Source organism: Clostridium sp. Marseille-P2415, from assembly GCF_900155545.1.
GTDB lineage: Bacteria > Bacillota > Clostridia > Lachnospirales > Lachnospiraceae > Lacrimispora.
In genome coordinates this window covers 242,233-265,926 of sequence record NZ_LT732526.1, presented here as the reverse complement: position 1 = coordinate 265,926, position 23,694 = coordinate 242,233, and the positions used below count along the sequence as shown (strand labels likewise).

The 23,694-nt window shown below is 42.3% G+C and carries 21 protein-coding genes and 1 other annotated feature; of the genes, 7 read left to right on the top strand and 14 right to left on the bottom strand.

What is annotated here, in order from left to right:
* Positions 1-13 precede the first annotated feature (13 nt).
* From BQ9856_RS06140 to BQ9856_RS06125, 4 genes are all read left to right on the top strand, one after another.
* Positions 14-241: an acyl carrier protein gene (locus BQ9856_RS06140; RefSeq protein ID WP_077610253.1), complete on the top strand. Its 228-nt coding sequence runs from the start codon at positions 14-16 to the stop codon at positions 239-241.
* Positions 242-245: 4 nt separating this feature from the next.
* On the top strand, positions 246-1,829 hold the full coding sequence (locus BQ9856_RS06135; RefSeq protein ID WP_077610252.1) for an MBOAT family O-acyltransferase: 1,584 nt from the start codon (positions 246-248) through the stop codon (positions 1,827-1,829).
* Positions 1,830-1,840: 11 nt separating this feature from the next.
* On the top strand, positions 1,841-2,806 hold the full coding sequence (locus BQ9856_RS06130) for a hypothetical protein (protein ID WP_077610251.1): 966 nt from the start codon (positions 1,841-1,843) through the stop codon (positions 2,804-2,806).
* A gap of 84 nt (positions 2,807-2,890) precedes the next feature.
* Entirely contained in the window at positions 2,891-4,144 is a 1,254-nt protein-coding gene (locus BQ9856_RS06125; RefSeq protein ID WP_077610250.1) for a glycoside hydrolase family 3 protein, read from the top strand.
* 25 nt (positions 4,145-4,169) lie between these two features.
* Here the strand turns inward: BQ9856_RS06125 and BQ9856_RS06120 are convergent, their stop codons facing one another.
* From BQ9856_RS06120 to BQ9856_RS06095, 6 genes are all read right to left on the bottom strand, one after another.
* Positions 4,170-4,712: a nitroreductase family protein gene (locus tag BQ9856_RS06120; protein WP_077610249.1), complete on the bottom strand. Its 543-nt coding sequence runs from the start codon at positions 4,710-4,712 to the stop codon at positions 4,170-4,172.
* Positions 4,713-4,744: 32 nt separating this feature from the next.
* A complete protein-coding gene (locus BQ9856_RS06115) occupies positions 4,745-5,962 on the bottom strand; it encodes an aminotransferase class I/II-fold pyridoxal phosphate-dependent enzyme (protein WP_077610248.1) in 1,218 nt (405 codons plus the stop codon).
* A gap of 67 nt (positions 5,963-6,029) precedes the next feature.
* Positions 6,030-6,287: a binding site (T-box leader), on the bottom strand.
* Positions 6,288-6,345: 58 nt separating this feature from the next.
* Positions 6,346-7,716, bottom strand: coding sequence for a PQQ-dependent sugar dehydrogenase (locus BQ9856_RS06110; RefSeq protein WP_200801269.1), 1,371 nt, complete (start codon positions 7,714-7,716; stop codon positions 6,346-6,348).
* Positions 7,717-7,801: 85 nt separating this feature from the next.
* The gene (gene msrB / locus BQ9856_RS06105) at positions 7,802-8,752 is read right to left on the bottom strand and encodes a peptide-methionine (R)-S-oxide reductase MsrB (RefSeq protein WP_077610247.1); all 951 of its coding nucleotides are present in this window, start codon (positions 8,750-8,752) and stop codon (positions 7,802-7,804) included.
* A 49-nt stretch (positions 8,753-8,801) separates the two neighbouring features.
* Complete coding sequence (locus tag BQ9856_RS06100; protein ID WP_077610246.1) at positions 8,802-9,413, bottom strand: NUDIX hydrolase; 612 nt, start codon at positions 9,411-9,413, stop codon at positions 8,802-8,804.
* Between the two features lie 142 nt (positions 9,414-9,555).
* Positions 9,556-10,656, bottom strand: a complete 1,101-nt coding sequence (locus tag BQ9856_RS06095) for a glycoside hydrolase family 88/105 protein (protein ID WP_077610245.1) — start codon at positions 10,654-10,656, stop codon at positions 9,556-9,558.
* A gap of 182 nt (positions 10,657-10,838) precedes the next feature.
* Between BQ9856_RS06095 and BQ9856_RS06090 the strand changes: the two genes are divergently transcribed.
* Positions 10,839-11,693 (top strand): AraC family transcriptional regulator, encoded by an 855-nt coding sequence (locus BQ9856_RS06090; RefSeq protein ID WP_077613264.1) that lies wholly within the window; start codon positions 10,839-10,841, stop codon positions 11,691-11,693.
* On the opposite strand, the gene BQ9856_RS06085 is transcribed toward BQ9856_RS06090, so the two are convergent.
* The 5 genes from BQ9856_RS06085 to BQ9856_RS06065 all read right to left on the bottom strand — a co-directional run bounded on the left by BQ9856_RS06085 (position 11,683) and on the right by BQ9856_RS06065 (position 19,079).
* Positions 11,683-13,398: a GMC family oxidoreductase N-terminal domain-containing protein gene (locus BQ9856_RS06085; RefSeq protein WP_077610244.1), complete on the bottom strand. Its 1,716-nt coding sequence runs from the start codon at positions 13,396-13,398 to the stop codon at positions 11,683-11,685. The genes BQ9856_RS06090 and BQ9856_RS06085 overlap by 11 nt on opposite strands.
* A 34-nt stretch (positions 13,399-13,432) precedes the next feature.
* Positions 13,433-14,017, bottom strand: coding sequence for a hypothetical protein (locus tag BQ9856_RS06080; protein WP_077610243.1), 585 nt, complete (start codon positions 14,015-14,017; stop codon positions 13,433-13,435).
* Between the two features lie 77 nt (positions 14,018-14,094).
* Positions 14,095-15,354: a cytochrome P450 gene (locus BQ9856_RS06075; protein ID WP_077610242.1), complete on the bottom strand. Its 1,260-nt coding sequence runs from the start codon at positions 15,352-15,354 to the stop codon at positions 14,095-14,097.
* A gap of 193 nt (positions 15,355-15,547) precedes the next feature.
* Positions 15,548-17,806: a beta-L-arabinofuranosidase domain-containing protein gene (locus BQ9856_RS06070; RefSeq protein WP_139348759.1), complete on the bottom strand. Its 2,259-nt coding sequence runs from the start codon at positions 17,804-17,806 to the stop codon at positions 15,548-15,550.
* A gap of 16 nt (positions 17,807-17,822) precedes the next feature.
* Positions 17,823-19,079 (bottom strand): dicarboxylate/amino acid:cation symporter, encoded by a 1,257-nt coding sequence (locus BQ9856_RS06065; protein WP_077610240.1) that lies wholly within the window; start codon positions 19,077-19,079, stop codon positions 17,823-17,825.
* A gap of 242 nt (positions 19,080-19,321) precedes the next feature.
* On the opposite strand from BQ9856_RS06065, the gene BQ9856_RS06060 reads away from it, so the two are divergent.
* Positions 19,322-20,242 carry an AraC family transcriptional regulator gene (locus tag BQ9856_RS06060; protein WP_328587235.1) on the top strand — a complete coding sequence of 307 codons (921 nt, stop codon included), beginning with the start codon at positions 19,322-19,324 and terminating at the stop codon, positions 20,240-20,242.
* 143 nt (positions 20,243-20,385) lie between these two features.
* Complete coding sequence (locus BQ9856_RS06055; RefSeq protein WP_077610238.1) at positions 20,386-22,218, top strand: rhamnogalacturonan lyase; 1,833 nt, start codon at positions 20,386-20,388, stop codon at positions 22,216-22,218.
* 44 nt (positions 22,219-22,262) lie between these two features.
* Here BQ9856_RS06055 and BQ9856_RS06050 read toward each other — a convergent pair whose 3' ends face one another.
* The 3 genes from BQ9856_RS06050 to BQ9856_RS06040 all read right to left on the bottom strand — a co-directional run bounded on the left by BQ9856_RS06050 (position 22,263) and on the right by BQ9856_RS06040 (position 23,649).
* Positions 22,263-22,487, bottom strand: a complete 225-nt coding sequence (locus tag BQ9856_RS06050; protein WP_077610237.1) for a DUF3021 family protein — start codon at positions 22,485-22,487, stop codon at positions 22,263-22,265.
* Positions 22,488-22,729: 242 nt separating this feature from the next.
* On the bottom strand, positions 22,730-23,188 hold the full coding sequence (locus BQ9856_RS06045) for a hypothetical protein (protein ID WP_077610236.1): 459 nt from the start codon (positions 23,186-23,188) through the stop codon (positions 22,730-22,732).
* Positions 23,185-23,649 (bottom strand): DUF3990 domain-containing protein, encoded by a 465-nt coding sequence (locus BQ9856_RS06040; RefSeq protein ID WP_077610235.1) that lies wholly within the window; start codon positions 23,647-23,649, stop codon positions 23,185-23,187. Before BQ9856_RS06040 ends, BQ9856_RS06045 begins: the two co-directional genes overlap by 4 nt.
* Positions 23,650-23,694 lie beyond the last annotated feature (45 nt).

Here is a 23,694-nt window from a genome sequence, read left to right as displayed (position 1 = left end):
GGAGATTATAAATATGGAGCAATTATTAAATATCTTAAAGGAAATTAACCCGAGCATTGATTATGAAACAGAGACCAGGCTGATTGACGGAGGTCTTCTGGATTCATTTTCCATACTATCTCTCATACCGGAGTTAGAAGATGCTTTTTGCATCGAAATCACTCCCATGGACATGGTACCTGTTAACTTCAATTCTGCAAAAGCCATATGGAGTATGATCAATCGATTGCAAGAGGACTAAAAAGATGGCTTACGATTCAATATTGTACCTTTTTATCTTTTTGCCGGCCGTACTTCTGGCATATCAGCTTGCGCCCATGCGTCACCGTTATAAAGTACTGCTGCTTGCCAGTTATGTTTTTTTCCTCTCCATAAGCGGAAAGCTCCTGGTATACTTACTTTTTTCTACCCTTTCCATTCATCACACAGGACTTTGGCTTTCTTCCTGTAAAAAAGACTATGGGTTAAAGGAACCGGACTGGGATGACAAAAAGGCACTGAAATCAGCCTGTTCAAAGAAGCAGCGCAGGATATTATGGTTTGGGATCGGATTGCAGCTTGGTATTTTACTGCTTCTAAAATACTCCGGTTTCTTTTGCGAAAATATGAATCTGCTATTAAAAGCGGCATCTTTCCCAAAGCTATTGCCGGAAATGAAATTTGCCTTACCGATCGGCATATCCTTTTATACCCTGCAGGCCGTCTCGTACCTGATCGATGTCTATTATGAGAAAATAGAGGCAGATGACCATTTAGGCAGGCTGGCCTTATACCTGTCATTTTTCCCGGCGATCATGGAAGGGCCGATCTGCCGGTATTCCCAGACGGCGGCGGTTCTGCATCAGGGAAGGCCCCTGGAATATAAAAATGTTACCTTCGGAATACAGAGAATGCTATGGGGATTATTTAAAAAGCTCGTTATCGCTGACCGTCTGAACATGCTTGCAGAAACGGTTTTTGGCAATCCCGGCCAATATAGCGGGATTCCCATCCTTGTGGCTGCTGTTTTGTATACCTTCCAGCTGTATGCTGATTTTTCAGGCTGCATCGATATGACGATCGGTACCGGTGAGATGTTCGGGATAATCATTCCCGAAAACTTCCGCCAGCCCTTTTTCTCCAAAACCGCCTCGGAATTCTGGAGACGCTGGCATATCACGCTTGGCACCTGGCTGAAGGATTATGTCTTTTATCCCATTTCCCTGACCCGGTTTGCTAAGAAACTGGGGAAGAGTTCAAGAGCGAAATTCGGGAAACATATGGGACAGGTTCTTGCCTCTTCCATCGCTTTGTTTGGGGTATGGATCTGCAACGGATTATGGCACGGAACCGGGTGGAATTATATTTTCTTCGGCATGTATTACTTTGTCTTGATCATGCTTGGCAATCTGTCCGAACCGCTGGTTCAGAAGATAACGGACTTGCTGAAGATTGACCGTCGAAACACCCTGTACCGCGGCTTTCAGACCTTGAAAATGCTTCCGATCATATTTACCGGAGAATTATTTTTCAGAGCGGACAGCTTAAAAAGCGGTCTGCTCATGTTCCGGTCCATTTTTACCGGATTCAGCTGGTCTGCGGCCACAGACGGATCCTTATTAAAGCTGGGTCTGTCCCTGCAGGATTTTACTGCCGTGCTGTTTGGCTTCCTTGTGGTATATGCGGTCGGAGTGATACACGAAAAAGGGATCTCCATACGCGGGAAAATTTCCGGCTGGAATCTGTTTGCCCGCTGGGGCTTTCTTTATGCTGCCATTCTGACAGTCATTATTCTGGGCGCTTATGGGGATGGATATTTACCGGCAAAATTGATTTATGCCGGATTTTAAGAGGTGAATGGATGCGAACCGGAAATCTTATAAAAACAACATTATTTTTAGCAGGCCTTTTCCTTTTATTGTACGCAGGATCCTATCTGCTTCTTCCATATAACAGCATGGAAAACGGCTTTTATAAAAAGGCAAACGGCATCTTAAATGAGCCAAAAGACACCATTGATTACATAGCAATCGGGGACAGTGAATGCAGTGTCAGCATATCTCCCCTGGAAATCTATCAAGCTTACGGCTATGCGGGCTATAACTGCGGCGTTCCGGGGCAACGGCTGCAGGACACTTATTATCTGCTTGAACGGCTGCTGCAAAATCAATCGCCAAAGGTAGTATTATTGGAAACCAATGCATTTTACCGGGATTTCAAATACATCAATGCCCTTGAGACTACTGCCGATGAAGCAGCAAAAAAAATCTTTCCTATCTATAAATACCATAACAGCTGGAAATATTTTCACTTTTATATGTTAAAAAATCTGGGCCGGAAAGCAAAGCAGGGACCGGTAACTGTTTATAAAGGATATGAATACAGTGCCATTGTTAAGCCATACAAAAGCGGGCCTTATGTAAATAAAACAGATGATATCTGCCAAATCGGAGAACAGCCTTTATTCTATCTCAATAAGATCGCGGAACTCTGCGGGGAGAAACACATTCAATTGATCCTTTACAGTGCTCCCTCACCAAAGTGCTGGACCTATTCCAAGCATAATGCTGCCGCTTCCTTTGCGAAAGAACATCAGCTGACTTATATTGACCTGAATTTAAATATTGATGCCCTGAATATCGACTGGGCAAAAGATTCCCGGGATGAGGGGGACCATTTGAACTACTTTGGAGCCAGAAAAGTATCGGACTATATAGGAACCTGCCTGACCGAACACACGGATCTGAAAGACCGCCGCAAAGAAGAACAATATGCTTCCTGGAACCGGGAACTGAAAAATTATTTAACTCTGACAGGCCGGAATTGATTCCCTTGACCATTGCTTCCTGAAACTATATAATGAAACAAAAACAGATTGCTTCCAGCATCAGATCGGTCAGAGAGGAATTTCATGAAATCATACAACTATCTATTTATACTTTTCCTTGTGCCGCTCCTTTTGACAGGCTGCACGAAGTCCTTTCCGGATTCTAATCAATCAGATAACCGGATCACGGAGGACTCCGGACAGACTGCCAACGGAACCGGTGCAGCCGCTGCTCCAAATCCCGCAGAAACCATAACAGAACCCTCTTCTGCAGAGACCTCCGCTATCGAAACCGCCGGACAGACGGATTCTGCCTCGGGCGGTGATTCCTATAAGGCCAGAGCCAGAGAGCTGCTCTCCGGCATGACTCCGGAGGAAAAAGTTGGCCAGATGTTTTTTGTCCGCCTGCGTAAGAACAGCGCCATCGAGGATATTAAGAATTATCATCCGGGCGGTTATATCCTGTTCGGGGATGATTTTAAGGATGAGACAAAAACCAGCATCCGGGAGCTCATCAAAAGCTACCAGATTTCCTCTCCCATCCCCCTGCTCATTGGAGTGGATGAGGAAGGCGGAACAGTGTGCCGCGTCAGCAAATATACAGCCTTCCGAAATGAACCATTTAAGTCCCCCCAGGATCTGTATAAGCAGGGCGGCTTTGAAGCCATTCAGGCCGATACCAGGGAAAAGGCTGCCCTCCTGCTTGGACTTGGCATCAATGTGAACCTGGCTCCGGTCTGTGATGTCTCTACCGATCCCAATGATTTTATCTACCGCCGGTCCTTTGGCCGGGAGGCCGGGGCTACGGCTGATTACGTCAGAACAGTCATTGAAGAAATGAAAAAGGAGCGGATCGGCAGCACGCTGAAACATTTCCCAGGCTATGGCAGCAATGCGGATACCCATACGGGAGCTGCTACGGATAACAGAGATTATGACCAGTTTGTCCGGAGTGATTTCCTTCCCTTCCGGGCCGGTATGGAAGCCGGTGCTGACAGTGTACTGGTATCCCATAATATTGTAACTTCCATGGATGAGAAATATCCGGCCTCTCTTTCCCCCGCTGTTCATGAAATTTTAAGGGAATCTTTTCACTTTGAAGGAGTCATTATGACCGATGACCTTAGCATGGATGCCATTAAGAATGAAACCCCGGATGTTGATTCTGCCGTCCTTGCCATTACTGCCGGAAACGATTTACTGGTTGCTACTGACTTTGATACACAGATTCCTGCGGTCTTAAATGCCCTGAATAACGGGACTCTAAAAGAAGAACGGATCGACGCTTCGGTAATCCGGATCCTTGTATGGAAACTCAGACTGGGGATCCTTAAGTAGCATGTCCCATGGACTTATGCCAATATTACTGCCATTTTTCGTATCTGACGATTTCCTCCGGATTTTTTCTTGGCCGCTGCTTGGGAGCTTCATTTCCGTACCCTAATGTAACGATGCCGCATACGTATTTATCTTCCGGTATGTTTAAAACCGGCCTGATATCCTTTTGATCGTACCAGGCGGTCCAACAGGTGGATAAACCCAGATATTCCGCTTCCAGCAGCATATGTTCTATGGCAATGGCCGTATCTCTTATAATTTGTTTCAGCTCTGGTTCCGGACTGTTCTCATCCAGACAAATATCCGCGTCTTTATCAACACGGCAGCGAATATCTGCTACGCACACGATGAACACCGGAGCCGTCATCATCCATTTTTGATCATGATCAGCAAGGGATAACTTCCTTCTGGTTTCTTCCGATTTCACGATAATAAAATGCCATGGCTGGGTATTGCTTCCGGAAGGCGCCAATCTAGCACTTTCTAAAATATGGAACAGCTTTTCTTCTTCCACTTGTTTTTCTAAATATTTCCGGATACTTCTTCTGTTTTCAATTTGTTTCAACATGGAAACACTCCTTTCTTTCTGGAATCTGCTCTTTACATTTGCCTGTAGTATGACATGAAATCCGCCAGCTTATCACATGCCGTTTTTAGCTGATCCAGCTCCGGCAGATAGACAACTCTGAAATGATCCGGTTTTTCCCAGTGGAAACCGCCGCCATGAGTCAACAGGATCTTCTTATCCTTTAAAAAGTCCAGGACAAATTTTTCGTCATCGTATATGTGAAATCTGTCAACATCAATTTTAGGGAACATGTAAAAAGCTGCTTTGGGTTTTATCACTGAAATTCCCGGTATTTCATTTAACGCCTGATAAATATATTCTCTTTGGTCGTATATCCTTCCGCCTGGGATCAGCAGCTTCCTGGTTTCCTCTTCCATCTCCAATGCCATACCGATCACCGACTGGGCGGGAACATTGGAGCAAAGTCTCATAGAGGAAAGCAGATTGATTCCTTCCACATAACCCTTTGCAAAGGATTTATCACCGCAGAGGCTCATCCAGCCGCAGCGGTATCCTGCGATCAAATGCGATTTTGACAGACCATTGAATGTAATTGTTAATAAATCCGGTGCGAGGGAGGCGATTGAAACATGCTCCAAACCGTCTAACACAAGTCTGTCATAAATTTCATCGGCAAAAATAATGAGTCCGTTTTGACGGGAAAGCTCCACAATTTCCTCCAGTATAGCTTTGGGGTATAAGGTACCGGTAGGGTTATTGGGATTGATGATGACAATTCCTTTTGTCCTGTCCGTAATTTTGCTCTTTATATCATGGATGTCCGGATACCATTCCGCACCCTCATCGCAAACATAATGTACGGCGGTACCGCCTGCAAGAGTCACCGATGCTGTCCATAAAGGATAATCCGGAGAAGGGACCAGGATTTCATCCCCATAATTTAAAAGCCCCTGCATGGATAATGTAATCAGCTCACTTACGCCATTTCCCGTATACACATCGTCCGCCGAAACATGTTCGATCCCTTTTTTCCTGCAATACTTTACGACCGCCATTCTGGCAGACGGCAGACCTTTGGAGTCTGAATACCCCTCTGTATCCGATAAATTTTCATTCATCTGTTTTAAAAGCTCTTCCGGTGCCCGAAAACCAAATGGTGCGGGATTCCCGATGTTTAATTTTAAAATATCAATGCCCTGACCGATCATTCGATTGGCCTCGTCCATGACCGGCCCTCTGATATCATAGCAAACATTATTAAGCTTACTTGACTTTTCAAAATTTCTCATAATTATGTACCCTCTTTCTGTATGATTTAAAAAGTGAAAGTAACAAAAAAGCCCTAAACGTCGAAACGTTTAGGGCGAATGTACAATCCGTGTTACCACCTAAATTCAGAGAAATCTCTGCACTCTCTACGATACCATCATATCGTGTCCCTGTAACGTGGGAATACGTTGAAGCCTACTAAACCATCTACCGCTCCGGATCAGGTAAATCATCGTTCGGTTCAAAGCTCCGAGACTGCTTCGATATACTAAAATGAAGATTCGCACCATCCATCTTCTCTCTGAAATTTCCTGTATATGTACTATTTCTCTTCATTGCTTTTTCACTATTTCATGCAATAATAGCACAAGGGGCAGGGATTGTCAATAGATTTCAACTGGTTTTATGAATCAGTTCTGAATATTCTCCATATTACTCCGGTATTAGGTATAAAGGCATCTGAATTTCCCATGACATTTAACCCGGTATCCACAATATACATTGCTCCATCAGGCCCAAATATAAGATGTGACGGTCTCTCAAACCCTCCTCCATTTGATAAAGAGGCCGGAAAGCCGGTTGTATTAATTGCAAACGTACTGATCGTTCTGGATCTCATATCAATTTTAGATATTCTATGCCCTGCACTGGCATAGGAAACCGAATCACCGATCTGGGTATGAATGATGCTGCCATATTCCGCGATATACACATCCCCATAGGGGCCAAATTCCACATTATAATTAAAATCAAACCCTCTTATCGTTGAATTCGGAGGAAATGTAACATAAGGTCTTGGCGGAACATTCGGTTGATTTTTTAGAAGAAGCGTAGGCTGGACCCCGCCTCTTGGGGTGAACCGGGGGGAGTTTACCGCTTCCCCTCCGGAATAATCCGGCCATCCATACCATAAATTAGGTGTAATATAATAAAAATCGTCTGTCGCATTTTCAATCGGCCTGCTCCCGATTGGATTATAGCCATTATTGGCTGCATACAGCTGACCGCTTACATCAAATTTTAAGTACGAAGGATTTCGGAATCCCCAGGCTACTTGTTCGAGATTTGAACCATCGAGATTTGCCCTTAGTATGCTGCCGGAAGCTTTAATATATCTCTTTCTGATTTCATATTCAATATTGGGTATGCCGTAAGGAGAAAAGGCGCCCGTCATTGCAATATCATTGGGCAAAGCCTCTGCCAGAATATTATTGGTCGCGAAGTTTTGTCCATAAAGCATGATATAATCACCGGAATAATCACATAACAATGGAGAAACTGTCACCCACTTGTTATCATTCCCGACAACGCCGCTATTGGTGACAGTTCCCTGCCCAAAATACAATTTATTATCAGGTGAAAAGGTAACCGGACTATTATAATTATCACCATTACTGGGCAGCCCCATAATGATATTCTGTCTTGTACCATCTCTGTATATTTTTGTAACATAACCTCTATGAGACACATAGATTACGCCGTTTAAATAATTAATACCCGATATAGGAACAACAAAACCTTCCGCAATCGTTTCAAATTGACCGTCAACCAGCTGCAGCACTCTGGGATTTCCAGTAGCTAAACCGGAATCAGCAATCAAAATATTTCCATCTTCATTAAAAACCATTCCAATTGGAGAATCTATATTATTAATAAATGCTTCAATACGATAGCCTTTGACGATATAAATATCCTCAGGATTTATATACCGTTCTGTTAAGGGATCGACTTGGTTACAAGAGAGAATTCCTCTACGATTTTTATCTTGAAACATTAACTTCACCAAGAATTTTTTTTACTACATTATATTCAGTTTTATTTAAATTATACGATGAAACCAGGCAGTTCATTCCCGCCGTTTACAGTAACTTAAGATAATCACCATATCCTTCCTGTTCCATCTTTTCTCTGGGAATAAATTTTAGGGAAGCACTATTAATGCAATACCGCAATCCTCCTCTATCCTCCGGGCCATCTTCAAATACGTGCCCCAGATGTGCATCACCATTCCTGCTTCTCACCTCCGTCCGCTGCAGACCATGGCTTCTATCGGCAACATTTGCGATCAATGCCTGGTCGATCGGTTTCGAAAAGCTTGGCCAGCCGCATCCGGACTCAAATTTATCCGTTGACAGAAAAAGCGGTTCGCCTGTCGTAATATCCACATAAATTCCTTCTTTAAATTCATTGTAATACTCATTTCTAAACGGGGGCTCTGTCGCGCTGTTTTGTGTTACCTCAAACTGGGTTTCTGTTAAGCTGTTTTTCAGTTCATCCAGTGATTTTTTCCCGTACTTTCTGCTTATATCCACTGCCTTCCTGGCCTTTTCAAACTTATCAGCCCCAATATGGCAGTATCCGCCGGGATTTTTGTCCAGGTATTTCTGATGATATTCCTCCGCTTTGTAATAATTATCAAGAGGCTTTTCTTCGATTGCGATTTTTTCTTTGTATTTTTTCTGCAGCTCGTTTATGGAATCACGAATAACTGCTTCATCCCTGCCGTCCGTAAAATAGATTCCGGTTCTGTACTGGGAACCAACATCTCCCCCCTGACGATTGACGCTTACCGGATTAATCACATCATAATAAAGCTGTAATATATATGGCAGACCTATTACGGCATCATCATATTCCACCTTTACCGTTTCCGCATGTCCGGTATTATTGTAACAAACCTCTTTGTAAGTCGGATTCTCCGTATTGCCATTGGCATATCCAACCTCCGTAGACAGGACGCCCGGAATGTTTTCCAGGTACTTTTCTGTTCCCCAAAAGCATCCGCCTGCCAGATAAATTTCTTTTTTCATCGGAATCACCTCTCTTTAAAAATATCTGTTTGAATGAAATACATCACATTTACTTTAAATGATACTGATCAATTAAGTTTACCGCTGACTTTACGATCTGCGCTGTCATCCCCCATATGATCCAGTTCTCATATTGGTAAAACAAAATGTCGTAAGTGCCTTTTGCCCATGGATATTTTATGCCGCCCGGAATCCACTCGTAGGGAAAATCCTCAGGCGGCTCGGTTATCAGTTTACTCTCAAATTTCTCTGGCTGATGATTCCGAAAGAAGTCCAACGGCACTTTTATGATTTCATCTACTTCATCAGTACTAAAGGTATCCTGATAATCTTTTATTATACCGATAAATGGATGGATCATTAAATTAAACGGCGATATATAAATATCTCCGGGGCCAGTCACCTCAATTTGCTGCCGGAGGACCCTTAATTCTTCGATTGTTTCACGGACCGCACACGCCTGTAAGGATTCCCCTGCTTCAAGTTTTCCGCCGGGAAAGCAGATTTCTCCAGGCTGGCGTCTCAATTTATCGGATCTCTTTTCAAATAATAGATAAGTAATATCCGAACTGTCGATCATGGGAATTAATACCGCATATTGCCTGAATTTTTCTTCTCCAATGATTCCGGGCCGCCGATTTGAAAATTGTTCTTTCTCCAAAATATTAGCCTCCTTAGGATTTATGAAACAATCGGATCCTGCTACATTTATTCTACACCAATATCAGAATAATAACAATTTTATTATTCATAACTACAGCAGACCAGACCGGATTAGTCAGCAAATCCGGTCTGGTCTCTACTTAAATTTCTTCAGCAAGATTCATTTCTGCACACATCAGAATAAATGCGCCGGCACCGTGTAAATCGTTTACAGAAGTTGGACGGTTTAAATAATGTTCATAGTCTCCGATTCCAGTTCCGATGCAGACTCCATCAATTATAATTCCTCCCTTTTCATCCAGCTTCAAACGGCTGATGACACCGTTATAGCCTTTCCATGCATATTTTAAGTAAACCGCATGAAGGTATCCCATCCGCACCGCCTTTGCAATTGCATAGACAAAGAGGCAGGTACAGGAAGTTTCCAGCCAGTTTTTCGGGTCATCTCCTTTATCCAGCACCTCATACCACAACCCGGTCCTTTCATCCTGAAAAGGAATCAGAGACTTCATGATGTTACAAAGCATCTGTACCAGCTCCGGCTTCTTTTCGTGATCCTCCGGTAAATCATCAAAAATCTCAAGCAGAGCCACCGGAACCCACCCAACCGCGCGCCCCCAGAATTCCTGGGACCGGCCTGTAACCGGATCGGCCCATTCTGCTTCTTTGCTTTCATCCCAGCCATGATAAAGAAGACCGGTTTTTCCGTCTTTGGTATATTGATCCATCAGAAGGGCCTGGCGGGCAATCAGATCAAAATAAAGTGGCTCATGGAACGTTTTTCCAAACTTAACGGCAATGGGGCCTCCCATAAAAAGTCCATCCAGCCACATTTGGTTCGGATGAACTTCCTTATGCCAAAATCCGCCTTTTTGATTGGTCTTCCAGTTTTTGATTAATGGAACCAAAGTGAACAGTGCTTTTTTATACCGCTCATCTCCGGTTTTTTCATACAATTGAAAAAGCAGGATGCCTGGCTGTATGTCGTCAAGCTGGGTCGGATCATAACAGCTGATCTCACCCTTTTCATTGCAGATGCTGTCCACCCAGTCCTTTCTGTACTGAAAGTACTTTTCTTCCCCATTCTGATCATAACATTTCTCCATACCCAGCAGGAACACTCCCTGATGATAGTGGAACCGTCCGGCAGGCGGCAGATCCTTCGCCTGAAATTTTGCCATTAAAGTGTCGCATGCGAGTTCGCCCCACTGAAGCGGGGTTTTGTTATTTTCCGTATTCATTGTACCTCTCCTTCATCATAAAATATAATTTCTTTCTTTAATAATAACGCATCAATATGTACAATTTTTGCCAAAATGCCGGATTTCTTCTTAATTTTTGCTATCCTTTTTCCCGGATTTTATTTATAATAGGAGCAGGAACAAAAAAACAAGCAGTTAAGGCATTTTCAGAAAGGAGAAGGATGGAGAGGAGTAACTTTGTATTCAACAATATGGAGGATATTTTTGCAGTTTCAAAGAAAAAACAGCGAAATCATATTATGCCCAACAATCATTTTCACAGCTCATACGAAGTGTATTATCTATTGGAGGGAGAGAGGCTGTTTTTTATCAAGGACAGAACTGTTGTACTGAAAGCGGGGGATTTGATGATCCTGCACCCGAATGTCCTGCACCGGACCGCCAACGGAAATCAGCCGCAGCACGAAAAAATCATCCTCAATTTCAAAGAAGAATTTCTCTCTGCCTCAAAAGGGGGATTTTTTGAAACGCTGCATCCGCAGTTTCAAAATGACTATGTTGTGATCTCGTTTCCCCTGCAGAATAAAATGTATGTAGAAGACTTACTGCAGCGGATTGTTGAAGAAGCAAAAGAAAAAAAATCCATTTATGAAACAGTCATTCAGACACTGATCATGCAGCTATTGATTTACTGCTCCAGATTTATGGAGGAGCATGACAGCAAACCGCTTGAGTATTTAAATCCGATGCACGAACGGATATCCGAAGTGGTTCGTTACATCAACGCGCATTACAAAAATGAACTGACATTGCCATATGTGGCAGATAAATTTTATGTCAGTCCCTATTATCTGAGCCGTGCTTTCAAAGAAGTAACCGGTTTTAATTTTGTGGAGTATGTAAACAGCGTCCGGATCAAAGAAGCAATTGCACTGTTAGAAGAAACGGACTTAAAAGTCTATCTCATTGCCGCAAAAACCGGGTATGGCAGCATCACTCATTTTGAAAGGGTGTTCAAGGAAATAACAGGGCGTACACCACTGTACTTCCGGAAAAGGAAACAGCTCAGGCCATAAAATACTTTTCCACTATTTTCTCCGCCGTACGCGTTGCCAGCGCCTGCGTGGTGAGTGTCGGATTCGGACCTCCCAGCCCATTGCTCAGAACACTGTTATCCGCAATAAATAACCGTTTGACCTGGTACGCTTCACAATTTGTATCCGTCACATATCCCATGCGCATTGTACTCATAATATGAGCACAGACATCCGGCGGCCAATTTGCACGGGTAATGGTTTTTGCTCCTGCATTTCTTAATATTCCGCAGGCAATCCTGGCTAATTGATCTCTCCTTGCGGTATCTGCTTCACTCATTCGGTATGTAATAACCGGAATATACCCATTCTCATCCCTTAACGACGGATCCAGAGTGACACCGTTTTCTTGATTTACATCATCATCTGAAAATATAACGATGCTTAATGTTCTTTTATAGTTTCTCATAAATTCTTTCAGCAATTCTCCGGCAACAATACCTTCCCTGTCCCAGGGCTCTTCCTCTCCTGGCTGATTTTGAAAATAATATCCCTTCTGGCTGGTTCCGTATATCATGGTCGAATAGACACCGGGACTTGTTCCAAAGGGTTCAAATGCCCCAAGTCCCGGATAATCAAATCTGGCGGCGGAATTCTGGCCCACATAGGGCTTTACATCAGACATTCCTAAAACATTCATCAAATCCTCTTCCTCAAAAATACCGGATACACAATCGATAACGTGAGTCGTCAGACCTTTTCCGATCCATTCATTTTCCGGCAGGCCGGAATTTAACCAAAGCCTGGGGGTCTCAATGGCACCTCCGGCCATAACAATGACCTTTGCCTTTAATTCGCTGGTTTCGCCTGTCCATGTGTTCCTGCAGGAGACGCCGGCTGCATGCAGTCCTTCTTCCTCATCCTCTGCTGCATTAATTTTTGTAACAAAGGTGTTTGGCCTGACTTCCACATTTCCGGTGCTGAGCGCAAGAGGTACATAGCTTACCAGAGCAGACCGTTTTGCTACTCCGTCCACACTCGGCCCGATATGGCAGCCATTCACACAATGTCCCCTTAAGGTGCAGCCAACGGACCGGTTGTTGTTTATGTCAAAGTCCGGGTCATTAAGAAGCGGATTTATGCGTAAAATAGCATTTGGCTGGGGGCGGTACCCCGGTTCGGTCATATCTTTGGCATCTATGTATTGCCACCCCATTTTTTTTGCACCATAGTAAAATAAATCTTCCTTTGCTGTCCCTGTTGCCGAATGCACAGGCAGTGTATTCTCCACTTTTTCATAATATGGAATCATATCTTCGTAAGTGATCGGCCATTCCTTTTCAAAGGCTTTTGGATAAGCACGCGGCGAATTTGCAAAATATAGAAGCGTGGTTCCGCCTACCCCTGCACTCTGCCAGACAAAACCTCCCTGCACATTGATTCTCTGCCAGGGACTTACGCTTCTGTCGGCAGAGCCCCAGCGGAATTTGCCGGATATGCCGTCATTCATATCATCTTCCAGATCCGTAAAGCTTTTCTTTAACAGGTTAATGTCAAGATCATCATAGCTGGAACTGCTTCCCGCACCGGCCTCTGTGTTTGGCTCCGGCCATTTTTTATTGCCGTACCAGGGTCCGGCCTCAATTAACAGCACCTTTACTCCTTTTTCACCAAGTTCTTTTGCAGCAACGGCACCGCCTCCGCCCGCGCCTATTACGATAACATCTGCATCATATTCGTTATTCATACATTCCTCCATTCCAGCAATCATTTGCCTGCTTTCATGTATAGCTGTAGGACTTAGCAACACGATACCCCAGAGAAGGACCCGGATATCCGATTTGCTCCCAACTGACCGGGTAATGCTCCAATATACGCTGTTCAGGAGGGGCCAGGCGTGTCGAACCGTATCCCGGCCATTCCGAATAATACCCCATCATGATCAATCTATTTAAAGAAGAGATGACAGAAATAACATATTCCGGGCCCATCTGCTTAAGCGCCGGGAAATAAGCGATGACCTCCGGCTGAAGCAGCAGACCGATCACCTGAAACCGTTCGGCCGGTGTCAGGTTTAAAAAGAATTTCCCGTCAGAAGAAAATGGACCACGGAACTGTTCCGCTGCCATATTTAATATTTCCGCTGCCGGTATTGCCGAAGGCACCGCTAAACTGTCAAGTGACATAATAAGGTACTCAGCCGTATACAAATCCAGCGCACCGTAATACTGTACCCTGCCGTATAGCTCCGCTAATCCCGGTGACCTGGGTATTATGGCATCCGCAAAGGCTTTCAAGGTATCCGCTACATAATCATATATTTCATTCTCATTCCACATCCTGTTATCTGAATCATAATTGTCCAATCCGATGATCCGCCCCTTTTTATTCGCAGTTATGCTATGCTCATAAAATAGTATGACCGTTCTGCGGAGTCTATCCCTTAAAATTTCTTTTTCATGTTTTTCATAATAAACCCGCTTTCAGGCAAAGTGGGAATTCTGGAAAGACTGTAGCTCAAGTCCTGTTCCGGAACTTCAAAATCAACATTGTTAATAAGAAAATTTAAGCTTGCTTTCATTATTTCAATTGTAATGCCTTCACCAGGACAGCGGTGTCCCTTTCCGGGGTCACCGCCGCCTTGCGGGATAAAGCTAAAGGTTCTGTCTTTTTGTTCCTGAAAACGCTCCGGCTTAAATTCACCAGGATCATTCCATATTTTAGAATCATGATTCATCCCGTAAACATCCAGCAATACAAGTACTCCTGTTTTAAACTCATACTCATTCCAGACAAAGTCTTTCCGCACTCTTGCTCCGATGAAAGGGGTAAACGGATAGTATCGGCGGACTTCCTGTACAAACATTTCAGAATAATTATTATCGCCGCGCATCAGTTCTTCTCTGCACTCAGGATGTTCATATAATGCCAAAGCCGTAAAGGTAATATATGTTGAAATCGCGACAATTGGCCTTATTATGTTTATCAGCTCTATTGCCGCCATTTGCAAATCCATCTGAATGCCATCCGGTTCCCTGTGAAAGGCCATCAAATAAAGCGCTGAATCCTCATTTACTATCAGCTTTCCGTTCCTCACATCCTCTATAATTCCTCTTATCCATTCCTCGGTTCTGTTTCGTGCCGACTTTCCTTTCCAGTATCGGGGCCCTACTCCGCCAAATCCATCAATCATTGAACTAAGATCATCTGCCCGATTTTCCACCTCAGATTCCGGCAAGGGAACTCCGGTCCAAAAACATACTGCCTTGCATAAAATATTCTTAGCTTCATGAAAAAGGACAATTTCATTCATACTCTCCCATTTAGTAACAGAAGCTTCCATTTCTTTTAGGAAAATCTCCGCGAACTTCTTTTGATGGGCTTCCGTCATTAACGACATGAAAAAGAGTTTCCGCTGAATATGTGCGTTCTGATCCATTCCCTGAATTGCATTGACTCCTAACAAGGTTTTTTGTACCCTCATCGGCATTGCACCTTTTCGCTGAAATAACTCTTCATCGTAAAAAAGCTTACAAGCCTCTTCTCCGCTGATGCAAATTGCTTTTTCTCCCATTATATGTGTTTCAAATATGTTGCATTTATAAAAATCCATTCTATTTTTGATAAAAAGATAGCCTTCTCCCATTAAACCAAGCGTGTGATCTAAGCCTTTGTCATGTACAATCTTCTCTTTCACTTCCATTATTCCATCTTCTTTCTGGTTTCCTCATGATTTTACACTGCTTCGAAAATTACTTTTTGGTTTATTATCCCACTGATGTCAATAATTATTCATTGATCCGTTCCGGCTTGAATATCCGGTATTATCTATAAAAAGCAAAAAACAGAGCTCCAAAATTCGTTTTGGGGCTCCATTTTTTGCTTATGAGACAGTTTTATTTACGCCGGAAATAAACATGATATTTTTCCTTATTAACCTCTGCAATTGGCATATAGCATATCCCATTCCAATTAAAATGCAAGGGGGAATCCTGTGTCTTCATGCCGCTGTTCAGGCTTTCAATATCATCGGGACACAGCAAATAATCTTCACTTTCCGATAATGCCGCTAAAATAAATGGTCCGCAGGCAATACTTACGAGGTCCGTACGGCCGGGTTCCGGTATGATCCGAAAACGATATGGCATATATACTTCAATGGTGTCTCCGATACTCCAATCCCGGGAGATACGTATGTATCCATCGGTAAAAGGATCTTTTTTCTGTTCTTGCCCACAGACTTTGACTGTAAAATCGTCTTTGGTCCAGGCAGGTACCCGTAAACATAATGTTCGTTCCCCTGCAGTTTTTATAACCAATGATGAGTAACCCGGATTCTTAACAGACCAGTTCTGCTCTAACTTCATATCGCCTGTATCCAGGACAGAGGCGATATACAGATTTACATACAGCTCTTTCTCATGATAGGAATAGATATCCTGAATGTAGCGAAAGCGGCTTTCCAATCCCGTACCATGGCAGCAGGTATTCTCATCGGTATTGTATTCCTTTTGCCCCGCCGGCCGTAATGGCATAAAATAGGTGGTCCCGCCATCATCTGTGTGGCTGCCGGATGCCATGATGTGATTGTATAAAACCAATTCATAATAATCCATCAGAGAACCGGAGGGGCACCATTCAAACAGCATGGAAGTAAGCCTTAACATATTATAGCTGGCACAGCTTTCTGCCGTCTTATCCGTGATATATTCAGCTGCCCTGCCAGGTTCATGAAACATCTCGGTTTCCCCGACACCGCCAATATTATAAGCATGGGAAGCTGTAACCATATTCCAAAAATTTTCTGCAATGCGGAAATATCTTTCGGAGCCCCCGGCCTTAAATAATTCCAGAGCACCAATGATCTGAGGTATATGCTGGTTTGCATGCATGTCCTTTAATGTATCGATATTTTCCTGCATGGGATAAAACAGCCTTTCATTGCCAAAAAAGTATGCTGCTTTTCTGTACTTTTCATTTTGGGTCACATGATACAGATGAACCATTACCGAAATCATCCCGCCAAATTCTCCGGCAATGTACAAAGACCACATTTTATTTAACTGTTTTTGGGAGAGCTTCGATAACCGTTCAAAGACCCAATCCCCCATTTTAGTAACTATTTTAAGGGCTTTTTGATTATTCCCAATCAAATAACAGTCCAATAGTCCTGACATGATTTTATCTAAGGTATAATAAGGGGCCCATATCGTTGGATATGTTGTATATTTTTCTAATAAATCAAACTGTTCCTCGGAGTAAGCACTCAGAAATCCGGAATGACAGCCGCGTTTTTCAAGGGCCTCCTGACATTCTTCCAGTGACTGGATCATATAATCCGTTTTCCTGCTTAAATCCGGATTGTGGGCTGCATTCAAGCCTAATGCAAGAGCCGATAAGTAATGTCCGGTCGTATGTCCTTTTAAGCTGCATTCAGGCGCATCCCAGCCGGTCATGGGCTGAGCTTTCTTTGTATCCAAACCAGCTGCAGCCCGAAAATTATATAACATCTGATCATCATCCGTTTGAAGCAGATATTGAATCATGTGCTCCTGAGCTTCATAAAACAGAGTGCCGTCTTTTAAGTTTACAGACCCTGTTGGGAAAAAAGCCGCCTTAACCTCAGGAACGCTTTCTTGTTCTGCCTCAATATCTGCCTGAAACTCTATAATCGCTTCTGCTCTTAAATCAATTTTTTCTATGATGCCTGTAATATGGATGACGCAAGGATCGGATGGCATTTCAAACACTTCCCAGACCACAGGAAGCGTAACCCGGCCCCCTGTGTCTTCCGTTGCAATTACAACAGGAGGTAAGGTTACCGGACCTCCCATTTCAGCTTGTATGTTTACCGGTAAAATTTCCGTAAACGCGGTATCACGGGGCTGTTTCAATACCGTCACTTTATATTCCTTCTGCGCGCACGCATTTTTATAATGAGCGGTAACAATAAGCGGAACGATCCGGTTTCCAACTCCATAGGAAGGCCGCGTTACTTTCCCATCATGACTTAAAAAGAGTGTTTCCTTTGACTGCCAGCAAAAATCAGATCCGAGTCTTCCCCTGCACGGTAATGCTAAATCTGCATCTACTGTATTTAAGTTTCCTATATATATTTCTTCAAGATCTTGTAAAATAATCTCATCGGGTGTCATGTCAATACCTCCGGTTTCATTCATGTTCTGCAATGCTTTCTGCTTTTTTTATGATCCAGTTCTTTCCTTCTACAATCCGCGTAATCAGCATTGCCATGGCTGTATCCCCGGTTACATTATTCATGGTGCAGAAAGGATCTGTAATTGTTCCCATAATTACAATAACCGGAATTACAGATGTTGGAAAACCAAATGCAGTACAGATAAATATTTCACCAATAAATCCGCCGCTGGGAATGGTTCCAACTATAATTCCGCTAAGAAGTGCAACAATAACTGCCTTTACAATATCCTCCGGTCCCATAACCATGTTAAAAACGCCAAATAAAAAAGCTATTTTAACAATTTGAACGGAAACAACACCATTTTTATGCATACTGGCACCTAACGGAATTACTAAACTGCTGATTTCATCTGAAATCCCCATTTTTTTAGCTGCTAAAAGATTGACCGGAATACATGCTGTACTGCTGCATGCACCTGCCGCAGTCGTTGCCGGTAACCAGATATGCGTCCAATAGCGCCGGACAGCCTCTCTCCCACCGCTGAGAAAAGGAACTATAATGCCAAAGGCAATAAAAAACAAGCTGCAGAATACTGCATAAATAATGGACATACGGGCTACAGAACCAATAATCTGACTGCCCATTTTGCCAATGAGAGTAGCAAAATAGCAGGCAATGCCCACCGGAGCATATAACATAACGATAGAGACCATTTTGCCAAGCGCTTCGCTTAAACTGGTAAATAAGTTTACCACCGGATCTCCTTTTTTACCTATGCTTGCCACCGCAATCCCAAACAGAATCGCAAAAATAATTAATGCCATCATGTTTTTAATCGATAATAAATTTACAAAATCAGACGTTGTAAACATATTAACAAAATTCAGCGAAGTATTTCCCGGGTCAATTTCTTCCGTAAACTCAACGGCTACGCCTTTCGCCGGATTAAAAATGGTAACAGCGCTCACAGCCAGCAAGGATGTGATAAGACCGCCAATAACAATTACAGCAAAAAAGATACCTAAAACTTTGCCCAGCTTTTTTAAATTCCCCATATTTGCAATTGAATTAGCAATTGATACAAATACAACAGGAACGATAAGACAAAACACCAAATTGAGAAACACATCTGCAAATGGCTGTAACACGGACGCCTTTTCGCCGAATATGAATCCAATAAGAGCGCCAGCTACTACGCCTGATAATAAAATAAATGAAAATTGATAGTTTTTTAATACCTTTTTTATTTTTGAATCAGATGAACCCATAAATAACCCTCCCAATCGTTTTTTTCGATGAAATTCTCCGGCAGGTCATGGAATCGGTTTCCTCCTTCCTGACCGTCCTTACATTTGACCTGCTTGTACAAGGTCATTATAATTGGGGAATCAAAATCTTATAATCAAGAAAACAAACTTATTATATGATGATTTTAGCTAAATTTATATAATAAAATGCATTTTTTCTTGTATAAATTATGAAATAGTGATAAAATAATACAATAAACTTCATGATTCATTTGGAGGATAGCACAATGTTTATAAATTTTATCAGCCCGCCTATGCCCCATTTAATCGTTGGCGGTATATCCATTTTTCGCAAAGGCGACAAACATGAGCGGCGTGTCATTCATAACACGTTTGATTTGATTTATGTTCGCAGCGGGACTATGTATATGGAGGAAGACGGAAAACACTTTGATGTGAACAAGGGACAATTTTTGATTTTAGCGCCTGACAGAACCCATGCAGGTTATCGTCACTGTAATGAAGATACTGTCTTTTCCTGGATCCATTTTTATTCCACCGGTGATTTTACATTCTCCGAGAAGCCGGCTCATTATTTACCGGCTAAGATGAATAAAAATAAATATTATCAAAAGGACAAATTTTATATCTCCATCCCGCAATATGGAACGGTAAATCCCAAATATAACAGAGATATTGAGGAATATTTGGATCAGATATCCCAAGTTAAGATTGATAAATACAATCAGCAAAAACTATTCTACAATTCAGCCTCTTCACAAATTGATTACCAGATTCTCTTTATGAAAATAATAGCTCACATTTGTGAATCCGGTGAAAAGCCTCATGAGAAAGATCTTGCTGAGGAAATCTACAGTTTTTTAAAGCTTTCCTATGCGGAACCTTTTAATTTGACGGAATTGGCACACAAATTTTCTTTTCATCCCGCATATATGATACGCTGTACAAAATTAAAATACGGACAAACCCCATTGCAATTGCTCATTCATATTCGAATGGAAGAGGCAAAAAAATTATTAAAAACAACAAATCTTCATGTAAATATAATTGCACAAAATGTAGGCTACTATGATATAGCATATTTTTCCAAGTTATTTAAAAGTATCACAGGAATGACTGCAATTGAATATCGTAAAAAGGAAACGGACTCTTTGGAGGAATGATTTTTATCCGTTCACATTTTTTGACAAAAGAGTGCAAATTTCATCATGCATGTTTTACAAGAGATCATTATATTGATTACGTGAATAAAATAATCGTGAAAGGAAGCTTTTCAAAAACCAAATAAAAATAAGGAGGTAAGGAGATGTTTAAAAAATCAATTCTCATTACTTTAATTTTTGCAATTGTTTTTGTATTGAACCTTCCGCAGGGAATGGCAACAGCAGCCCCGACAAGGCAGATGGAATACTTAGACCGCGGTGTAACAGCCGTTAAAGTAAATAATGGTGTTTTTATCAGCTGGAGAGTTTTAGGGACTGAAAACTCGGGCGTTTCTTATAACCTTTATCGTGGATCAACGAAAATAGCAACTGTTACCGGAGCCAGTAATTACCTAGATACGGCAGGAAACACCAGTTCCTCTTATGAAGTAAGCGCTGTAGTCAATGGTGCAGAACAGAAAAAATCATCTGCTGTCCGTGTATGGAACAGCAATTATCTGCAAATTCCTCTGCAGATACCGTCGGGAGGTACGACACCGGATGGAGTTTCTTATACCTACAATGCGAATGATTGCAGCGTAGGAGATTTAGATGGGGATGGACAATATGAAATTATATTGAAATGGGATCCCTCGAATGCGAAAGACAATTCTCAAAGCGGATACACCGGCAACGTATACCTGGATGCTTATAAAATGAACGGAACCCGCCTTTGGAGAATCGACTTAGGCAAAAATATACGGGCAGGCGCTCACTATACTCAGTTTATGGTATATGATTTAGACGGCGACGGAAAAGCCGAGGTTGCCTGTAAAACAGCGGATGGAAGCAAAGACGGTCTTGGTACCGTCATTGGAAACCCCAGTGCAGATTACAGAAATTCTTCCGGATATATATTGTCAGGGCCAGAGTATTTAACTATATTTGAAGGGCTTACCGGAAAAGCGCTCTATACGGCGAATTATGAACCGGGCAGAGGAAAGGTATCAGATTGGGGAGATTCCTATGGGAACCGTGTAGACCGTTTTCTTGCATGCATTGCTTATCTGGACGGAGTGCATCCAAGTCTGGTCATGTGCCGCGGATATTACACAAGAGCAGTTCTTACAGCATATGACTGGAACGGTTCCAAACTCACAAAACGCTGGACTTTCGACAGTAACAGCAGTGGTAACTCCGGTTACGCGGGACAGGGAAACCACAATCTCAGTGTTGCTGATGTAGATGGTGACGGCATGGATGAAATTGTATATGGAGCCTGTACCATAGACAACAACGGAAAAGGGTTATATACAACCGGCTTACAACACGGTGACGCCATGCATTTAGGAGACTTAAACCCGAATCGTCCCGGTTTGGAAATCTGGAGCTGCTTTGAGTCCACGAAAAGTAACGGCGGAGTCGGGGCTGCTATGCGTGACGCGAAAACAGGCAGTGTACTATTTAAATTCAACGCTTCAAGCGATATAGGCAGAGCCTGCTCTGCTGATATAACAGCCAGCTATCCCGGAGAGGAAGTATGGGCTTCCGGGTCCCCCTTATACAGCAGTACCGGGCAAAATATAGGCACCGCCCCCTCTCAGGTGAATTTCGCCATCTGGTGGGACGGGGATGAACTCAGAGAATTATTAGACGGAACAACCATTACCAAGTATGGCGGCAAAACCTTGCTCAGTGCCGACGGCTGCGCTTCCAATAACGGGACCAAGGCAACCCCATGTTTACAGGCCGACCTCTTTGGTGACTGGAGAGAAGAGGTTGTTTTCAGAACATCCGACAATCGTTATCTGCGTATTTATACAACGACTGACGTCACCACCCGGCGTATTTATACCCTCATGCATGATCCGGTATACCGCCTGGGTGTCGCCTGGCAAAATGTTGCATACAATCAGCCTCCCCATACCAGCTTTTTCCTTGGTAATGGCATGTCTGAGCCACCAACGCCGGCAATTAAATTAACAGGAAATCATTAGCACACCCTTGCAGTCAACAAAGGTATTAAACGCCGACAATCTTATCAACGATTATCGGCGTTTAATACCTTTGCTTTTATCCATTCGACCAACAGAGCAACAAGAAAGCAAATAATATAGGAAATTATAAAATATAGCAGTATCTGTTTTAATATAGGCGGATATGTATTGTTATAAAGCTCGGAAAATAGTACCCGGGGCAAAACAACGCTGCCAATCGTTACTCCTATACTTACTCCTATCGCAGATTTCAAGGCTTTTTTTAACATATAAATTCACCTCACTGATATTTCGAATTTTATACAGACGGTCATTTAAGCGAATACTCCGGTAAACAAATTGACATTTGCCGATTGGGTGGACGAAGATGATGAATTGATCTTGTAATTGTTTCGGTGTTAGCGGTGTAAGAACTTTTCTTATATCTTTGGCTGTATAAGCATCTAACCGATTTTATCCAACCTCGCTTGTCACGTAGTAAAATAAATATTTTGGATTTACTTCATTAAACTTAATCTTCTAACTTACCTGATAAATAAGTTTCTAGTATAAATTGAGGATTTTCATAATAAAAACTACCATTATAATCATCCAGTAATTCACAAATAAAGGAATCATATACTTCAAACAATGCTTCGATAATATCAATGTTTTTTGCAGCGGCAACGCCTATTATCAGCCGCTTATATACTTTTCCAATATCCCAATGTGTAGGAATCGCATAGTTACATTCTTTCACATTATCAAAAGTACCTATAGGTATTTCCGCTTCTTCTATAAACTCTGCAGCAACCTGTTCTATATTATAGCTATGATAAATATCTGCTAAGTCATATATCTTTTCTATCCTATCTTTACCAAGTTTCTGTACAACAATATTCCTTTTATTTTTTGTTTTTCTTGCTACATAGTCAATGAAACTACATGTAAAAAATAAATCATTATCCTTCTTCTCTTCTCTCCCTATCACCTTATTACCTCCTGACAGTCACGATATTTTAAACAGTTTATCGCCTCTTTTGTACAGAAATTGATCTGATGTGTCGGATATTTAAACTTTGCCATAATCCAAAACTGTTCTCTAGTAATGATACCCTCCATGTAATCTGCTATATAATTATAGATCTGATCATTTGCCATCGCTCCTATAACGATATCATAATTATGCTCTTTTCCATGTCTACAATCAATAATAAAGTCAAGCCACTTTTCTGTCATTTCTTTAAATTCCAGTATTCTAAGTGAATCATCTATTTTTACCTCATAAATATTCACCATTGGCGTATTATAGCGCTTAGCCCATCTCTCTGCCTGTTCTTTCATAATGGTACAATAAAATCCATTTCCAAAATCTTTGGTGTAATGTCCGGATTTTACATATGGATCTTTTACGATTGTATAGCTGCCATGATATACTACCATTTTGGACATGTATTTTTTCCTCCTATGGGGATTCAATCTTTGCTCTTCCCTGAA

Coding starts and splice junctions, on each gene's coding strand:
- BQ9856_RS06140 (WP_077610253.1), top strand. CDS start 14: ATGGAGCAATTATTAAATATCTTAAAGGAAATTAACCCGAGCATTGAT.
- BQ9856_RS06135 (WP_077610252.1), top strand. CDS start 246: ATGGCTTACGATTCAATATTGTACCTTTTTATCTTTTTGCCGGCCGTA.
- BQ9856_RS06130 (WP_077610251.1), top strand. CDS start 1,841: ATGCGAACCGGAAATCTTATAAAAACAACATTATTTTTAGCAGGCCTT.
- BQ9856_RS06125 (WP_077610250.1), top strand. CDS start 2,891: ATGAAATCATACAACTATCTATTTATACTTTTCCTTGTGCCGCTCCTT.
- BQ9856_RS06120 (WP_077610249.1), bottom strand. CDS start 4,712: ATGTTGAAACAAATTGAAAACAGAAGAAGTATCCGGAAATATTTAGAA.
- BQ9856_RS06115 (WP_077610248.1), bottom strand. CDS start 5,962: ATGAGAAATTTTGAAAAGTCAAGTAAGCTTAATAATGTTTGCTATGAT.
- BQ9856_RS06110 (WP_200801269.1), bottom strand. CDS start 7,716: ATGTTTCAAGATAAAAATCGTAGAGGAATTCTCTCTTGTAACCAAGTC.
- msrB (WP_077610247.1), bottom strand. CDS start 8,752: ATGAAAAAAGAAATTTATCTGGCAGGCGGATGCTTTTGGGGAACAGAA.
- BQ9856_RS06095 (WP_077610245.1), bottom strand. CDS start 10,656: ATGAATACGGAAAATAACAAAACCCCGCTTCAGTGGGGCGAACTCGCA.
- BQ9856_RS06090 (WP_077613264.1), top strand. CDS start 10,839: ATGGAGAGGAGTAACTTTGTATTCAACAATATGGAGGATATTTTTGCA.
- BQ9856_RS06085 (WP_077610244.1), bottom strand. CDS start 13,398: ATGAATAACGAATATGATGCAGATGTTATCGTAATAGGCGCGGGCGGA.
- BQ9856_RS06075 (WP_077610242.1), bottom strand. CDS start 15,354: ATGGAAGTGAAAGAGAAGATTGTACATGACAAAGGCTTAGATCACACG.
- BQ9856_RS06070 (WP_139348759.1), bottom strand. CDS start 17,806: ATGACACCCGATGAGATTATTTTACAAGATCTTGAAGAAATATATATA.
- BQ9856_RS06065 (WP_077610240.1), bottom strand. CDS start 19,079: ATGGGTTCATCTGATTCAAAAATAAAAAAGGTATTAAAAAACTATCAA.
- BQ9856_RS06060 (WP_328587235.1), top strand. CDS start 19,322: ATGATTCATTTGGAGGATAGCACAATGTTTATAAATTTTATCAGCCCG.
- BQ9856_RS06055 (WP_077610238.1), top strand. CDS start 20,386: ATGTTTAAAAAATCAATTCTCATTACTTTAATTTTTGCAATTGTTTTT.
- BQ9856_RS06050 (WP_077610237.1), bottom strand. CDS start 22,487: ATGTTAAAAAAAGCCTTGAAATCTGCGATAGGAGTAAGTATAGGAGTA.
- BQ9856_RS06040 (WP_077610235.1), bottom strand. CDS start 23,649: ATGTCCAAAATGGTAGTATATCATGGCAGCTATACAATCGTAAAAGAT.